Origin of the sequence: Limnohabitans sp. Rim11 (genome assembly GCF_001269365.1) — a bacterium.
In the GTDB taxonomy this organism is placed as follows: Bacteria; Pseudomonadota; Gammaproteobacteria; order Burkholderiales; family Burkholderiaceae_C; genus Limnohabitans_A.
Map to the genome: position 1 here is coordinate 15,595 of NZ_CXOM01000002.1, position 14,718 is coordinate 30,312.

Annotated in this window: 14 protein-coding genes; 7 read left to right on the plus strand and 7 right to left on the minus strand. The window is 49.0% G+C overall.

The features are described 5' to 3' along the window. Positions 1–8 precede the first annotated feature (8 nt). From AMM03_RS04760 to AMM03_RS04780, 5 genes are all read right to left on the minus strand, one after another. Complete coding sequence (locus AMM03_RS04760) at positions 9–689, minus strand: response regulator (RefSeq protein ID WP_090129362.1); 681 nt, start codon at positions 687–689, stop codon at positions 9–11. Beyond that, positions 686–2,596: a type IV pili methyl-accepting chemotaxis transducer N-terminal domain-containing protein gene (locus AMM03_RS04765; protein WP_090129363.1), complete on the minus strand. Its 1,911-nt coding sequence runs from the start codon at positions 2,594–2,596 to the stop codon at positions 686–688. Before AMM03_RS04765 ends, AMM03_RS04760 begins: the two co-directional genes overlap by 4 nt. After that, complete coding sequence (locus AMM03_RS04770; RefSeq protein ID WP_090129364.1) at positions 2,593–3,066, minus strand: RrF2 family transcriptional regulator; 474 nt, start codon at positions 3,064–3,066, stop codon at positions 2,593–2,595. Before AMM03_RS04770 ends, AMM03_RS04765 begins: the two co-directional genes overlap by 4 nt. Positions 3,067–3,180: 114 nt before the next feature. Then, positions 3,181–5,661: an adenosylcobalamin-dependent ribonucleoside-diphosphate reductase gene (locus AMM03_RS04775; RefSeq protein WP_090129365.1), complete on the minus strand. Its 2,481-nt coding sequence runs from the start codon at positions 5,659–5,661 to the stop codon at positions 3,181–3,183. A gap of 36 nt (positions 5,662–5,697) precedes the next feature. Beyond that, a complete protein-coding gene (locus tag AMM03_RS04780; protein WP_090130573.1) occupies positions 5,698–6,984 on the minus strand; it encodes an acyl-CoA dehydrogenase family protein in 1,287 nt (428 codons plus the stop codon). A 159-nt stretch (positions 6,985–7,143) separates the two neighbouring features. Between AMM03_RS04780 and ytfE the strand changes: the two genes are divergently transcribed. From ytfE to AMM03_RS04810, 5 genes are all read left to right on the plus strand, one after another. Next, positions 7,144–7,821, plus strand: coding sequence for an iron-sulfur cluster repair protein YtfE (gene ytfE, locus AMM03_RS04785; protein WP_090129366.1), 678 nt, complete (start codon positions 7,144–7,146; stop codon positions 7,819–7,821). Between the two features lie 29 nt (positions 7,822–7,850). Further along, positions 7,851–9,065 (plus strand): NAD(P)H-dependent flavin oxidoreductase, encoded by a 1,215-nt coding sequence (locus tag AMM03_RS04790; protein ID WP_090129367.1) that lies wholly within the window; start codon positions 7,851–7,853, stop codon positions 9,063–9,065. 14 nt (positions 9,066–9,079) lie between these two features. Further along, positions 9,080–9,664 (plus strand): hemerythrin domain-containing protein, encoded by a 585-nt coding sequence (locus tag AMM03_RS04795; RefSeq protein WP_090129368.1) that lies wholly within the window; start codon positions 9,080–9,082, stop codon positions 9,662–9,664. 1,005 nt (positions 9,665–10,669) lie between these two features. Beyond that, positions 10,670–11,122 carry a hypothetical protein gene (locus tag AMM03_RS04805; RefSeq protein ID WP_194942781.1) on the plus strand — a complete coding sequence of 151 codons (453 nt, stop codon included), beginning with the start codon at positions 10,670–10,672 and terminating at the stop codon, positions 11,120–11,122. Beyond that, positions 11,119–11,748 (plus strand): nuclease-related domain-containing protein, encoded by a 630-nt coding sequence (locus AMM03_RS04810; RefSeq protein ID WP_228764567.1) that lies wholly within the window; start codon positions 11,119–11,121, stop codon positions 11,746–11,748. Before AMM03_RS04805 ends, AMM03_RS04810 begins: the two co-directional genes overlap by 4 nt. 410 nt (positions 11,749–12,158) lie before the next feature. On the opposite strand, the gene AMM03_RS04820 is transcribed toward AMM03_RS04810, so the two are convergent. After that, positions 12,159–12,602, minus strand: a complete 444-nt coding sequence (locus tag AMM03_RS04820; protein WP_090129373.1) for a hypothetical protein — start codon at positions 12,600–12,602, stop codon at positions 12,159–12,161. Positions 12,603–12,727: 125 nt separating this feature from the next. Between AMM03_RS04820 and AMM03_RS04825 the strand changes: the two genes are divergently transcribed. Together AMM03_RS04825 and AMM03_RS04830 are read left to right on the plus strand one after the other, a co-directional pair. Continuing rightward, the gene (locus AMM03_RS04825; RefSeq protein ID WP_090129374.1) at positions 12,728–13,291 is read left to right on the plus strand and encodes a hypothetical protein; all 564 of its coding nucleotides are present in this window, start codon (positions 12,728–12,730) and stop codon (positions 13,289–13,291) included. A 162-nt stretch (positions 13,292–13,453) separates the two neighbouring features. After that, on the plus strand, positions 13,454–14,323 hold the full coding sequence (locus tag AMM03_RS04830; protein WP_228764568.1) for a DMT family transporter: 870 nt from the start codon (positions 13,454–13,456) through the stop codon (positions 14,321–14,323). 2 nt (positions 14,324–14,325) lie between these two features. Here AMM03_RS04830 and AMM03_RS04835 read toward each other — a convergent pair whose 3' ends face one another. Then, entirely contained in the window at positions 14,326–14,685 is a 360-nt protein-coding gene (locus AMM03_RS04835; protein ID WP_090129375.1) for a DUF6876 family protein, read from the minus strand. Positions 14,686–14,718 lie beyond the last annotated feature (33 nt).

Here is a 14,718-nt window from a genome sequence, read left to right on the forward strand (position 1 = left end):
GATGAATATCAAACGATTCCGTTTGTTGCCGCAAAAATCGCGATCTGAACTCGGGAATTCAGCGTCATCTTTTTGAAGATATGCTGAATGTGGATCTTCACAGTGGTCTCGGCGATGTCCAGATCACGTGCAATTTGCTTGTTGCTCAGGCTTTGGGCTACCAGGATAAAGATATCTTTTTCGCGGGGCGAGAGCATGTCTAGCAGTTGCAATGGTGATTTCGCGATGCAAGGATTTTCAGGTGTCGTGGGCGCAACAGCAGGGTGGCGCAATCCAGACACTAATTTGTTCAGCATGGTAGGACTGATGACCGAATGACCTTCGTTCACCTTTACAAGTGCCTCGCACAGTTGGTCCGATTCAGCGGTTTTGAGCAAATAACCATCGGCCCCGTTGTGCAGGGCTCGGGACAAATCGTCCTCGTCCTCACTTACGGTGAGCATCAGAATGCGTAAATCAGGGGCTGCCTCTTTAAGCGATCCAATGGCATCCACCCCCTTAACACCTGGTAGGTGGTTGTCCAGCAGCAACATATGTGGCCGAGTTGTGGCCAGCACGCGCAATGCCTCACCCACATCACCGGCCTCGCCCACGATGCGAAAGCGCTCGTCCTGCGATAGCAGGGCCATCAGACCTCGGCGAAACAAGGTGTGGTCATCGACCACCAAAAGTTCAATGGGTTCGATCATTTGAAAGAGGACAGGATCGCTGCCGGTTTGGTTTTAGACGGGGGCGTTTGGAGCGTGGGCACTCGCAAGGTCATCACAGTGCCTTGCTCAATGACTGAGTCCACGGTCACCGTTGCGCCAATCTGCTGGGCGCGCTCGCGCATGATTTTCAGCCCCACCTGCAGTTCAGTGCGCTGGCCGCCTTCGTCAAAACCTGCGCCGTCGTCGCGGACCACAAAGCGCCAGATTTCGCCTTTGTGGATTTCAATCTCGACGCTTCGCGCCCCAGCATGTTTGCGAACATTGGACAGCGCCTCTTGTAAAACATGCAGCACATGGATCTGCACATCCTGCGGTAGAGGCAAGCTCTCTCCGATCACCTTGCGGCTAACCTTCAGTCCTGTCTGGTGTTGGAATTTTTGTAAAGTCTCCCGCACGGCCAGATCAATGTCATCAGCCTGAGCTCGGGTGCGAAAATGCACCAACAACTCTCGCACATCGGCAATGCTGTCCTTGAGTCCGCTGTCGAGTTCCCCCAAGACCAATGCTGTTTTTTCGACATCGTTTTTAGCCATGGCGGTGCGCAAAAGCTGCACTTGAATTTTGAGAAATGCCAGAGACTGAGCAATCGAGTCATGTAACTCGCGGGCCAATAAAGCACGCTCACCCGATATGGCCGCCTCCCGTTCTAACACCACCGCGCGCAAACCCTCAACCGCTGTGGCGAGGTGACTGGCAAGAGTGTCCATCAGCTCCAACTCTTCCGCTGGAAGGCTGATCTGGTTTTTGTAGAACAGATTAATCTCTCCTAGCACTTTGTGGTGCATGCGCACAGGCACAGAAATCATGCCAACATAGCCCATGCGCGAGCAGTGCTGCAATGGAGCCACATCACTGTTCATGATCGGGATCACGCGTATGCGGGCATCAGACTGGGGTTGGCCGCAGGCGCAAACCCCCGCCATCAGGCATTTCTCTTCTTCCTGCATGAATTCTGGGAATTCGTCCGTCGCCAGCAACAGCGATTTGCTAGGATCTTCGCCCGACCAACGCAGAGCCATCGCATCGGCTCGCATCATCAGTCGCACCCTTTGCACAAACCCGTGAGTCAATGCGGTCAAATCATTGGTCTGCGCCAGAAAGACGCTCACGCCATACAGCGCTTCAAGTCGCTCCTTTTGCGCCGCAATACGCTGAGTCTTGGTAGCAACCTGACTTTCCAAATTACCGTACAAAGACTGCAAAGTTGCCGCCATGCGATTAAAACTTGATGACACTTGACCAAATTCGTCGTTCGAGGATACATCGACTCGAACCGAAAACTTGGCCGACTCAATCTTGTGTAATCCATCGCGCAATTGGCTCAACGGGTTGATCACAAACATATAACCCGTGTACAGCATGATGACCGCGCCACCAACCGCTAGCGCCATCATCACGAACTGAAAGAGGTTGAGTATTGCCGTCAATCCCGTCATCTGGTCTTCGATGGACAAGACGAAACTGTCAATCGCCACCAAAAAAGTGTTGGCGCGCAGCACCAGACTGGCATGGTCAAGCGCAGGTTGAGACATGAAGAGACTTTTCTGTTCACGCCACAAGTCTTCGACCTTGCTGTATTGCTCGTGAACGACATCATTCCAAGGCACAAAAAGTGGCCGCGTTGCATCACCATCTTTGAGAACCTGCATGCTGCGGTCAAATTCACGAGTCAATTTCTCAATTTCAGAAACAGATAACTGCGCCTGTACCCCACTGGTCAGACGCCATGTCTGCATGCGCATGCGCCCAGCCTCGTTCAAAGCAGCAGCTCCTCCGCTAAGCTTCCAAGTCACCCATAAGGTCAGGCCAATCGAGATCAGCACGACAACCAACAAGCCCGCCCCTACGCGCACCAGCTTGGCTGACAGAGATGCTGTGTGTTTCATGCTTTCACTTTTAACGCTTTAGGCTGAAACGTAAGTGCTTGAAAGCCCGGCAATCGCTCTTGAGTGATGTTCATCAAATCAGCCAAAGTGACCCCGTCTAGTTTGGCTAAAAACGCATCTAGGGCTTCAGCCAAGATTTGCTTCAAATAGCAGGCTGGCATCAATGCGCAACTGCTGGGCGCATCACGAAAGCACTCGACCATCTGAAAATCGGTTTCGGTCTTGCGCACCACATCACCCAGCACGATCTGCGTTGCAGGTCGCCCTAGCCGAATGCCTCCGCCCCGACCCCGGCTTGTCAGCAAATAACCATCAGCCGCCAGCGTCATCACAATCTTAGTAAGGTGGCTTTTGGAGATGCCGTGCTGATCAGCAATGGCTTGTATGGTCGCCACAGTTTGCAGCGACTCACATTGCGCGCAATACATCAGTACGCGCAAACTGTAATCGGTCCATTGGGTCAGTCGCATGGTTGTGAAGTCTTGGTTTTAGAGGCGTCGGCCTTAAATGTGCATGAAAGATGCATTTTATAAGCAACGAACCGCGCCTATGCATGAATTTGCGCCTGCTGGCAACGCTCAGCCTCAACCACAGGCCCCAACAAACCCGCATGCTGTGCAGTAGTTGCAACCGTCTTTCTTGATCACAGCATGCGCACCGCAGTCGGCGCACTTTTTTCCGGCCAACACTGCGCTGGCTGAAGCGGCAGTTGTAGGGTTTTTAATTTCACCCAGTGGAAGCGTCTGCTGTTTGGCGTTGAGCTGACGCTGGGATCGCAGGTCCAGAATGTTCTGAATGGACCATGCTATGGCGGCAACTTCGGAGTCGTGCCATAGCGGCACGCTGGATCCGTCTTCGCGCACTTTGGAGCCGCAACGCACTGGTCCGCGATCCCAAGCTACTTTTCTCATATCTGATAGGGCGCGCTCCAGAAAGCCTCCTCGTGCCGCTAGTGACAGCAGTCGCATGCTTGACGTGATCCACTGCTGCGATTCGCCACTTTGACCCACAGGCATGAAAAATTCAATGGCTCGTTCCACTGTGCCCCCGTCTTCGCAGCGCGCCATTGGGAGGAAAGACACGATCAAGTAAAGCGACTTTGCGCCTTCGCTGGTCCAGTATTCAATTTTTTCGGCCACGGCGTCGAGCGCTCCCAGCGGACGGCTTTCGATGACAACGCGCATCGGGTCCACCATGGTGGCGGAGGGGGCGAACGTAGCAGTGCTGTGGTGAGCTGCTACAGCGGATTTTTCAGTTTTGACTTCTAACACTGCTCCCAGAATGCTGTTGGGTCGGTAGGTGGCTAGGCCCTTAAGGCGCGCCCCCCAAGCCTGCATGTACAAGTTTTTGAAGTCCTCGTAGGGGTAGTCAGCGGCAACGTTAACCGTTTTGGAAATTGAGGTGTCGATGTACGGCTGCACTGCCTGCATCATTGCAATGTGGTCTTGCGCACTCATTTCTAGCGCACCTACAAAGGCTGGTGGCAGCTTAGATGTGTCACCACCTAGCGCTTTGTACAGCCGAAAAGCGTGGTCCTGCACTTCGTATTCGCTACGAGTACCGTCGGCTTCTCGCTTTTTCCGGGTGTAGGTCCAACTGAAGGCTGGTTCGATGCCATTGGATGCGTTGTCGGCAAAAGCCAAGCTCACGGTGCCAGTAGGCGCGATCGAGAGCAGGTGGCTGTTGCGCAAGCCGTGCAGTCTAATTTGGGCCTTGATGGCGTCGGGTAAGCGGCTAGCAAAGGTACCCTCAGCTAAGAAAGTATGAACATCCAACAGAGGAAAGGCACCTTTCTCTTTCGCAATGTCAATTGATGCGGTGTAAGCCGCATCGCGCATGCACTCGGCAATGCGCTGAGCCATATTTCGGCCTTCGATTAAGTTGTAAGGTAGACCCAGCATGACGAGCGCATCTCCCAGCCCCGTAAAGCCCACGCCAATGCGGCGCTTGGCTTGTGCCTCTTGCTGTTGTTGGGCAAGCGGCCAGTGTGTCAGATCGAGCACGTTGTCGAGTGCACGCACTTGCAGCACCACACTTTGTGCAAACCCTTCAAAGTCAAAGCTAGCCGCTCCACCATGGTTGAAGGCATGGTGCACAAACTTCGGAAGGATGATTGGGCCCAGATCGCAACAGCCGTAAGGCGGCAGGGGTTGCTCGCCGCAGGGATTGGTTGCGTTGATCGACTCGACCGAACGCAGGTTGTTGTCAGTCTGGATGCGATCTAGAAACAGGATACCAGGTTCGGCAAAGTCGTAGGCCGATGTCATGATGGTGTCCCACAGTTCACGGGCAGGCACCGTACGGTAAACCCATTGGCCATCGGCTCGGGCGTGTGCGCCTTGCTGGATCTGCTCGGCCCCCGGCTCAGACGAGTGCACGAGCTCCCAGTCGGCGCCTCGTTGGACAGCGCTGATGAAAGCATCGGTCACGCCCACAGAGACATTGAAGTTGTTCCAACGGCCCGGCGTGCGCTTGGCGGTGATGAATTCGAGTACATCGGGGTGGTCGATGCGCAGCACACCCATTTGCGCACCACGCCGCGCACCGGCGCTTTCGACCGTGGCACAAGACTGGTCAAACACATTGATGTAGCTACAGGGACCGGATGCGATGGATGCCGTGCCTTTGACGTACGCACCCTTGGGGCGGATACGCGAGAAGTCGTAGCCCACGCCGCCGCCACGTCGCATGGTTTCGGCGGCTTCGCGCAGTGCTTCGTAAATGCCAGGGTAGCCGTCTTCGTCCACACCCTGGATACAGTCGCCCACCGGCTGAACAAAGCAGTTGATCAAAGTGGCCTGGATACCTGCGCCCGCCGCGCTCATGATGCGACCCGCACCGATGGCGCCAGCGTCCAGGTTGCGACGGAATCGGGCTTCGTATTCGGCCTGCAGCTCAGGTTTTTCAACGCTGGCCAGGGCACGGGCCACGCGGTCATAGATCTCGTTGATGGTCGTTTCACCATGCTTGAGGTACTTTTCGCGCAGCACATCGGTGCTGATAGGTTGAGGAGACAAAAACGGAAATGCGTCTGTCAATTGAGAGAATTCAGCGAGTTGATTCATTTGGGTTTTCCTTCAAAAAATGGATGTAGCCATGCATCAAGCGGATAGGTGAGGCTGTGCGGACATTTGTTCGGGGGTGGTGAAGTAGGCTGCGGTTTGTCCCATGCGCTCACGCGCTTTTTGCAGCTCGTGCCGAGCCACGGTGCGCAAATGGACTTCATCGGGGCCGTCCATCAGATGCATGGCGCGGCCCCAGGTCCAGAAATACGCCAGAGGCGTGTCGGGCGACAGGCCCATAGCCCCAAAGACCTGCATGGCGCGGTCGACCACGCGAGTTTGCAGCCGTGCCGCCACGACCTTGATCGCCGACACTTGGGCTCGCAGGTCGGCTACAGGTGCCTGACCGAAATCCAGCATCCATGCGGCCTTGAGCACCAATAGCCGTGCCTGATCAATCTCCAGCCTGGACTCGGCCAACCAGTCCTGCACATTGGACTGGTCAGACAAATGCTTGCCAAAAGTGCTGCGCTCTAGAGCTCGTTCGGTGGCCATCTCCAGCGCTAGCTCGCACTGACCGATAGTCCGCATGCAGTGGTGCACCCGCCCGGGACCTAGCCGCGCTTGCGCCATAGCAAAGCCCTGCCCCCATGCGCCCAGCAAATGATCTTTGGGCACACGCACTTGGCGGAACACGATTTCGCAATGACCTTCAGGAGCCCGGTGGTGCACCACCGGGATGTTGCGCACCACCTCGACACCCGGGGTGTTCAGTGGCACGAGCACCATGCTGTGTTGCAGGTGTGCGGGCTGGTCGGATGCATTTTCATTTCGGCACATCACGATCAGTAATTGGCAGCGAGGATGTGCGGCACCGGTGATAAACCATTTGCGGCCACTTACAACCCAGTCGTTGCCATCAGAGTGCAGTGTGGTTTGCAGGTTGGTCGGATCAGACGAAGCTACATCGGGTTCGGACATGGCAAAGGCCGAACGGATCTCGCCGCGCAACAAGGGCGCGAGCCAGGTTTGCTTTTGGGCATCGCTGGCAAAGCGGTGCAGCAGTTCCATATTGCCGCTGTCGGGCGCGTTGCAATTGAAGACCTCGGCAGCCCAAGGCAAACGACCCATCGTTTCCGCCAGCGGGGCATAGTCCAGGTGGCTCAGCCCCGTGCCGGGCTCGCTTGCCTTAAGGTTCGGCAGAAACATATTCCACAAGCCTTCTTCCTTTGCCAGCACTTTCAGGTCGTCAACAAAGGGCGGTGGGAACACGTCGTCTTTCACGCACTGATGCCACGCTGCGTTGTATGGCAACAAATAGCGGTCCATAAAGGCCTGTAGGCGTGCGTGCCACTGGCGTGCTTGAGGCGATGGCAAAAAATCCATATCAATTCTCCAGACAAATCCAACAGCTGACTTCATTTGGCGTCCAAATACCAGCGCAGGGCACGGCAAAAACCTGAAGATCATCATGGCAAACATTCAGACCAGATGAATCTTAATGCATAATAGATTCATTTCAAAAGAATCTTTAAAGGAAATACCATGACCTTACCCATCCAGTCCCAACAAAGCATTGGCTCGATCGCCGTCCAGATTCCTGGTGCGACCGCCATTTTTCGAAAGCTCAAGCTCGACTTTTGCTGCGGCGGACAACAGCCCCTTGCCAAAGCTTGTGCCGACAAAGGGCTAGACACCGAGCTGGTGATACAAGCCATCCAGGCGCTGGAGCACAAGGCCGAACTAACAAAGGCCCCCACGCCCGGGGAACTGATAGACCACATCCTGCAGCGCTACCACGAGGTGCATCGGCAACAACTTACCGAGCTAATCCGAATGGCGCGCCGCGTCGAGGCCGTGCACCGGGATCATCCCCAAGTACCTCAAGGCCTAGCCGTCCACCTAGAAGCCATGGAACAAGAACTGCTGGACCACATGGCAAAAGAGGAGCAGATCCTGTTCCCTATGCTCAAACAAGAAGTCAACCCTATGGTGGTGCACCCGATCAGCATGATGAGGCACGAACATGTGAACCACGGAACGCAGCTCGAAAAACTAGCTAATTTAACGTCTAACCACCAACCACCAGTCGGCGCATGCAATACATGGCAAGCCCTCTATGCTGGAACTGCGCGCTTGACTGAAGATCTCATAGAACACATTCATACTGAAAACAATCTCCTGTTTCCAATGTTTGAACCCATAGCATCGCAAAGCCATTAAGAAGACTCAGCATCTCAAGGAGACTTCTTATGACCTCAGACACAACTTATTGGTTAAACCAGACTGAAGCTGCAGGTTTGAAGCCACTAATTATTAAGGGTAAAACACTATTACCAATAGTTCAAGGGGGCATGGGCGTTGGTGTTTCAGCCTCCGGCCTTTCATCTGCAGTTGCCAAATTAGGTGGTATGGGAACTATTTCCTCAGTTGATTTACGGCGCCGCCATGCCGATTTGATGATGAGAACAGGTCATTTGGATAAAGAGCCCGATGCGCGGGCTCAAATTGATGCTGCAAACCTTGAAGGGCTTGACCGCGAAATTAAAACTGCCAAGTTTAATTCGAATGGTCAAGGCTGGATAGCCGTCAATATCATGAAAGCGCTAAGTGCCTATGAGGGCTACATCAAACAATCTATCGAAAGTGGGGCAAATGCACTGGTTGTTGGAGCAGGTCTGCCACTAGATCTCCCTGAGCTAACAAAAGATCATCCAGAGCTTGCATTGATCCCGATTCTTTCAGATGCGCGTGGTGTTCAACTTCTTGTTCGGAAGTGGGAAAAGAAAGGACGATTACCAGATGCCATCATCATTGAAAATCCCAGATTAGCAGGCGGTCATTTAGGGGCAGCAAAGGTAGCTGATCTTCGCGATTCACGTTTTGAGTTCGACGTTGCGATTCCTCAAATTCTTGAATTTTTCAAAGCTTCAGGCATTGAACAGCAGATACCACTTATCGCTGCTGGCGGTATCAATAGTCACGCTGAGATTTTGCGTCTTCAAAGCATGGGCGCAAGCGGCGTCCAACTAGGAACAGCGTTTGCAGTAACTCAAGAGTGCGATGCTTCACAGGGTTTTAAGGAAATTTTGGCTCAAGCTAGACCGCAGGACATAGTTGAATTTTTAAGTGTTGCAGGACTACCCGCTCGAGCGGTTCGAACGCCGTGGTTAGATAAGTATTTGCGCATATTGCCAATTCTTCAAGAAAGAGCTCATCAAAAAAACAAGTGCAATATGTCGTTTGACTGCTTACAGCATTGTGGCTTGCGTGATGGCGATTCAAACATCGGTCAGTTTTGCATTGATCAGCAATTGAGTCACGCATTGGAAGGAGATATGAAAAAAGGGCTTTTCTTCAGAGGTGCAGGGACACTCCCATTTGGCGAAAAAATTAAAAAGGTTTCCGATCTGATAAATTTTTTACTCACACCTGTTATGACAAACACTTCAATTCAATCTATATAACCGAGGAGTTAAACATGCAGCACATCAGCATACGAATCATCAATGAAGAACACGCGTCATTGTCTTCAGTATTGCAATCTATAAGGATGATGATAAAACGCGGCCCTCAAAATAGTCCCGAAGCTTTTTTTGATGTCATGAGGGCCATGCTTTTTTATATTGATGAAATCCCTGAAAAACAACATCACATCAAAGAGTCAACTCTTTTGTTCCCGCCTCTAGCAGCTCGTTCGGCTCAGTGTGCTGCTGTCATTGAAAAACTCGAAAAAGATCACGAGACAGGTGAACCAGCCGTTCGCGAGTTGCAACATTTACTTGCCGCATGGGAAATGTTAGGTGAATCACGCCGTCAAGAGTTTGAAAAAGAAGCATTGAATTACATCGACTTTTACATGGATCATATGAATCGTGAGGATACACTCATCATCCCAGAAGCTCTGAAATTATTGACTGATGAAGATTGGGAAAAGCTAGATTCAGCGTTTCAAAGTAATACTGATCCGTTGTCTGAAAGAATTCAAAGAATTCCAGTTTATGACCGATTATTTACAAAAATTGTTATGCGCGCACCTGCGCCAATTGGCTTAGGTCGCAGTTAAATTTGCAACAAGCAAATAAATAATTCTCAGTTGACAGCTATCTCCTCAGAAGCGATCTTCTTCGTCTTGATTAAATACAGCCCCCAACCCGGTCGCCGTGGTTCCCAATTTGGTGCTTCCGTCCGAGCTGAAACTACCCATCTGTATAAAGACTGAGCCATCGCTGCCCACGGTTGTGTTGCCTATTACTGTGTCCTCACACCCAACTGAAATCATGTTCGGCAAGGAAGTCATGAAGGCTCGGATGTCAGAAATCATTGAGAAGTTGACCCCTGATCAATGTGAGCACTTTGCTTACGCGCTTGAGCAGGTGGCGAGTTGCTATCTGAGCTCATCCAGCCACGGGGCACTACTCATAGCGGCCGCCATAAAAAAGCTTCATTTAGTTGGTCTGCTTAAGGTAAGCAAATCCAAAAAACCCTCAACAACGAAATTTCATTCAACTTGGTTCAAAGCCCGTTTTGCAGAAACCTGCAAATTCACGGCTCGGAACCAAGTCCGAAAAAGTCATGAGGTTTTGAGACAAACGGAGTTTGAGACGCCTTTCCCGGGCCAATGGTGCAGGCTACAGTCAGGAGCCCAAAGCAAAAAGCCCCGCATGGTGCGGGGCCTGAGGCTGCCTCAAGGCCTGCTGAGCAGGTTTGAGGTCTTTGTACTGGCGGAGAAGGTGGGATTCGAACCCACGGTGATGTTGCCACCACGCCTGATTTCGAGTACAGGGAGAAGCGTTGCAGACTGCATGAACATTGGCTCGCGAGAGACATGGTCTTTTTTGTGTAGTCAATGTGCAGTTTATTAAACTTTTTCCTTGTACTTAGGAATCAATCCCATCGCCAACTTAGCATCAATTCGGTGTCAGTCGTTGTTAAAGAATTCCATCGAATTTTAACTCACTTGAGCATTGGGGTTGGGCTACACAATCTATGTTGCTAACTATAAAAATATAGTTAGAGAAATGACGCTTAGACTTACTCAACAGTCATCAAATTAATCACTAGCAGAATCATGTCAATTTCATCTTGGCTTTCTAATTTCAAGCCAATCAAACATCGCTATCAGCTACTTCTACTTGTAGTTGCATGGCTGATTTGCAATGAAGTACTTTCTAGAGTCTTGTTTGACAACTTAGAAAAAGAGATTTATCCAATGGAGAGTGACTCAATTGGAATCCCAATGATGGAGAACTTGTTCTTAGGCGTAGTTGTTGGATTTCTATGTGCTGTTGGTTTGTTAATTCCAAAGACAAAGTACTTTGGTTTTGTGTCCATTGCGTTCATTGGGCTTGGTGCACTAATGACTTTGCAAGGCGTTGCATATTGGATGTTCCCAAATCATTACATCGCATCAATTGGACACTTAATTCCATTTATTGCTTGCACTTACATGCTCGTAAGTGCATGGGCGAAACGTAAGCAAGCAATGAGCAGTCAAGAAACAGCTAACGAACAAGAATCGTGAATCCAATCTACCTCACATTACTTTCGCTATCAATTGGCTTTACTTTAGGCTACAGCGCACACAGAGTCTATTCATCACAAAATCGTGGCGAATTGCTCGTGAGAAAAGCGATAAAGAAGCACTTCCATTCACCCAACTATCACCTTCTAAATCACATTACGCTGAAGCATGGCAAGAGCACGACACAGATAGACCATATCTTGGTTTCAAGCTATGGCGTATTCGTGATTGAGACTAAGAACTACAAGGGATGGATATTTGCGAATCCCAAGCATGAGACTTGGACACAAGTTTTATTCAAAGCAAAGTTCAAATTTCAGAACCCAATTTATCAAAACCATCGTCATGTTGTTGCAGTCAGAGAACTCTTAGACTTCTTGCCTCAAGAAGCTATCAAGTCAGTTGTTGTTTTCAGTGGTGATGCTGAGTTCAAAACAGACATGCCAAGTAATGTCTTCACTTTACCAATGCTGATTGATTACTTGAATAGCTGTACTGAAGAACTATTGTCACTGAACAGAGTTCAGTTCTCAGTTGGGCGCATTGAGACAGCTCGTTTGGAAATCAGTGAAATGACTGATGTTGAGCATGTCAAAGCACTTCAGAAACGCTATGGGCACAAATAGATGTCTAGCTTTGAACTGATAAAGGTGCGCTTGCGTCTCGCATCTTCGCTTGTGCTTTGGTCAATGCTTGTCTAGCGACAAGCTGTTTCTTCTGTTGTTTCAGCTTGGCTTCTTGGTCAGCAAGTGATTTGACTTGAAGTTCTTGCGAACTGAGCGTTTTGGTTCCCTCGTCAATCACACTGTCACTGACTTGAGTGACTGAGAACACATTCTTGTCACCAAACTTGTGTTGAAAGAGCATCCTCGCAGAATTGAGTGAATCTGTGCGCTCTGAAGCTGTGACAGTTGAGCCATTCTTCAGCTTGACTTTCGCTATGAAAGTCTTGAGGGGTGATGTAAATTCGTGAAGTCTCATATATGTATTTATGAAGAAATCAAATCAGAAAAAAGAGCGTCTAAGACGCTCTTTTTTACTTAGTGAATCTTGCTCGTACAGACTCACTAGCAATTTCAATGGCTGTATCAAGTTCGCCACCAAGAACAGCTTGGTCTAGCTTCTCTAAAACTTGAATCAGTTCATCAGCGTTAGACACTTCAACTGAGTTCTTGTCACCCTTCGCTGTGAGTGGAACAACTTTAGAACCGTACTTCACTTGCACAAACACTTTATTGTTCTGTGTGAACCAAAGTGGCTTGACTCGTTTAGACACTTCTACAGTCTGACGAATTCCATCTGAGTCAGTGACAGTACGCAGACGCTTTGCTGTGTATGTCACACCATTTTTCAGCGCAATCGCAAGAGCTACTTGCTCTTTCAGTTTGTTGCTCAACTTTTGACGACGAAACTCAATTGGGTTGGACACTTGTTGACGCTTTGCAGAAGTCAACTTCAAGGAAGACAAGATTGAAGACATAAATCACTCCATGTATTGTTAAAGACAGAGTGATTTTTCGCCCATTTACCATTTATTCCTATCCATTTACAACATCTAGTATTTGGTTTTTTTATGGAATTATTTGGTTAGGCATAAATAGTCTTATGACTACTCTAAGCGACCAAATTAACAGTGATTTTTGGACAAATGTTGCCAAGTACAAAGAACAACACTATCAATGGATGTTGACTCACAAGGACTTAGCAACACATGCAGTAACACTGACATTTGATCCAACCAAAATTCAATCATTTTTGGAAAAAAACAAAATGGAAATGAAGTTAAACAATCCATATTTGTTAAAGATGTACAAGAAAGAAATGAAGTACTTTGGGCGTCTTTTGAGTAGAAGTCTTTTTGGTAAGTCAGCAGAGCGTTTTGGTGAAAGATTACTTTTAATTCCTTGTTTGGAAGGAATTGAAGAAGGAAAGATTCCACACTTTCACTGCACGATTGGAGTTGACGACAACAGAATGGAAGTGGCAGCAACCAAAATTTTGGATTGTTGGCTACAGACACGATTCTGTGGATACCACAATGAGGTCAAGCTGTTTAGAGATGAAGGATGGCTTGGTTACAACACGAAACGATGCATGTTTCCCAAAAAAGAAGTGATTGATTGGGAAAGTGTTCTTGTGCCTACTTCGTCTCAGTCTATTCTTGGGTGAATCTCGCTTAGATTGGGTCAGAAAGAGTCTGTAGACTCTTTATTAGTATTCCTTTGTCTTTTTCTTTTAGAACACCAAAACAAACAAAGAGCTGTTGAAGACAAAGGAATGATTGATACAATCTAGGTAAACAGTCAAAATCAAGAACGAATTGGAGACTAAATGCAGACTAACGAGACAAAAGGAATGTTACTTGGCTTCATTGGAGTCTTGATGTTCAGTCTGACACTCCCATTCACACGAATTGCTGTTGCAGAATTAAGTCCATACTTCGTGACATTTGGTAGGTCATCACTTGGTGGAATTTGTGCGCTACTGCTGTTTGCATTCACAAAGCCAAAACTTCCCACAAAAAGTCAGTTAATACGCTTGAGCGTAATGGCACTTGGCGTTGTTTATGGATTTCCACTATTTGTATCTCTCGCTATGAAAACGCTTCCATCAGCGCATGGAGGAATTGTTCTTGGTGTGCTTCCACTAGCAACAGCAGTTGTTGGAGCACTACGCTTTAACGAGCGTCCATCACTAGCGTTTTGGATAACAGCAGTGATGGGCAGTTTGCTAGTCATCACTTATGCATCACTAAATGGAAGTGGTGGTCTTGCTAGTGAAGATTGGCTTTTGTTCGTTGCAATCGCTAGTGCATCAATTGGTTACAGCGAAGGGGGAAAACTCAGTGAGGAAATGAGTTCTGTTGATGTGATAAGTTGGGCACTTGTTCTGACACTACCCATAAACATCTTCTTGACTTATCAGTACATAGATTTTGAAATCAGTGCTGTGTCTACATCAGCAATCATTTCATTCGTCTATGTTGGCTTGATTTCTATGTACATTGCATTCTTCTTTTGGTACAGAGGAATCGCACTTGGGGGCGTTGCAAGGGTTGGTCAAGTTCAGCTACTTCAACCCTTTTTGACGCTTGTTGGAGCGTACTTCTTACTAGACGAGCAAATCACAGCTATGAACATTGGATTTGCTTTGTGTGTTCTTGCAGTTGTCGTTTTGGGTAAAAGAACAAGGGCAAAGTAAATTCAGTACTCGCTAGTGAGCATGATGACCCAATACTCACCATCAAACTGACAGTACAGCTTGATTTCACTTAATGGAAAGTCTGTGTACTCAATCTTCTGACGAGCGTACACATTGTCATTTCCATCATCAATCACAAGTTCAGCACTTGAGTCTTGGACTGTAAGACGAGCTACGCAGAAGTAGTCGTTGAAGTACTTGGGCAGATGTGACGCAATCGCATCAAAAAACCAAAAACACTTTGCTTGTTCAGCAAGATACTTAGTTCCATCAGTTAGCAAGTGACGCTGAGTGATGCGATAGTACTTTTCAGTTCCAATGAATTGACTGAGTTCAGATTGAAGGTTTTGTGTTGAGTTCATGTACTCAACTTTGAACCCATCTCCAAATCATTC

Excerpts from the sequence above, each read along its gene's own strand:
- AMM03_RS04760 (WP_090129362.1), bottom strand. The coding sequence starts at position 689 with ATGATCGAACCCATTGAACTTTTGGTGGTCGATGACCACACCTTGTTT.
- AMM03_RS04765 (WP_090129363.1), bottom strand. The coding sequence starts at position 2,596 with ATGAAACACACAGCATCTCTGTCAGCCAAGCTGGTGCGCGTAGGGGCG.
- AMM03_RS04770 (WP_090129364.1), bottom strand. The coding sequence starts at position 3,066 with ATGCGACTGACCCAATGGACCGATTACAGTTTGCGCGTACTGATGTAT.
- AMM03_RS04775 (WP_090129365.1), bottom strand. The coding sequence starts at position 5,661 with ATGAATCAACTCGCTGAATTCTCTCAATTGACAGACGCATTTCCGTTT.
- AMM03_RS04780 (WP_090130573.1), bottom strand. The coding sequence starts at position 6,984 with ATGGATTTTTTGCCATCGCCTCAAGCACGCCAGTGGCACGCACGCCTA.
- ytfE (WP_090129366.1), top strand. The coding sequence starts at position 7,144 with ATGACCTTACCCATCCAGTCCCAACAAAGCATTGGCTCGATCGCCGTC.
- AMM03_RS04790 (WP_090129367.1), top strand. The coding sequence starts at position 7,851 with ATGACCTCAGACACAACTTATTGGTTAAACCAGACTGAAGCTGCAGGT.
- AMM03_RS04795 (WP_090129368.1), top strand. The coding sequence starts at position 9,080 with ATGCAGCACATCAGCATACGAATCATCAATGAAGAACACGCGTCATTG.
- AMM03_RS04805 (WP_194942781.1), top strand. The coding sequence starts at position 10,670 with ATGTCAATTTCATCTTGGCTTTCTAATTTCAAGCCAATCAAACATCGC.
- AMM03_RS04820 (WP_090129373.1), bottom strand. The coding sequence starts at position 12,602 with ATGTCTTCAATCTTGTCTTCCTTGAAGTTGACTTCTGCAAAGCGTCAA.
- AMM03_RS04825 (WP_090129374.1), top strand. The coding sequence starts at position 12,728 with ATGACTACTCTAAGCGACCAAATTAACAGTGATTTTTGGACAAATGTT.
- AMM03_RS04830 (WP_228764568.1), top strand. The coding sequence starts at position 13,454 with ATGCAGACTAACGAGACAAAAGGAATGTTACTTGGCTTCATTGGAGTC.
- AMM03_RS04835 (WP_090129375.1), bottom strand. The coding sequence starts at position 14,685 with ATGAACTCAACACAAAACCTTCAATCTGAACTCAGTCAATTCATTGGA.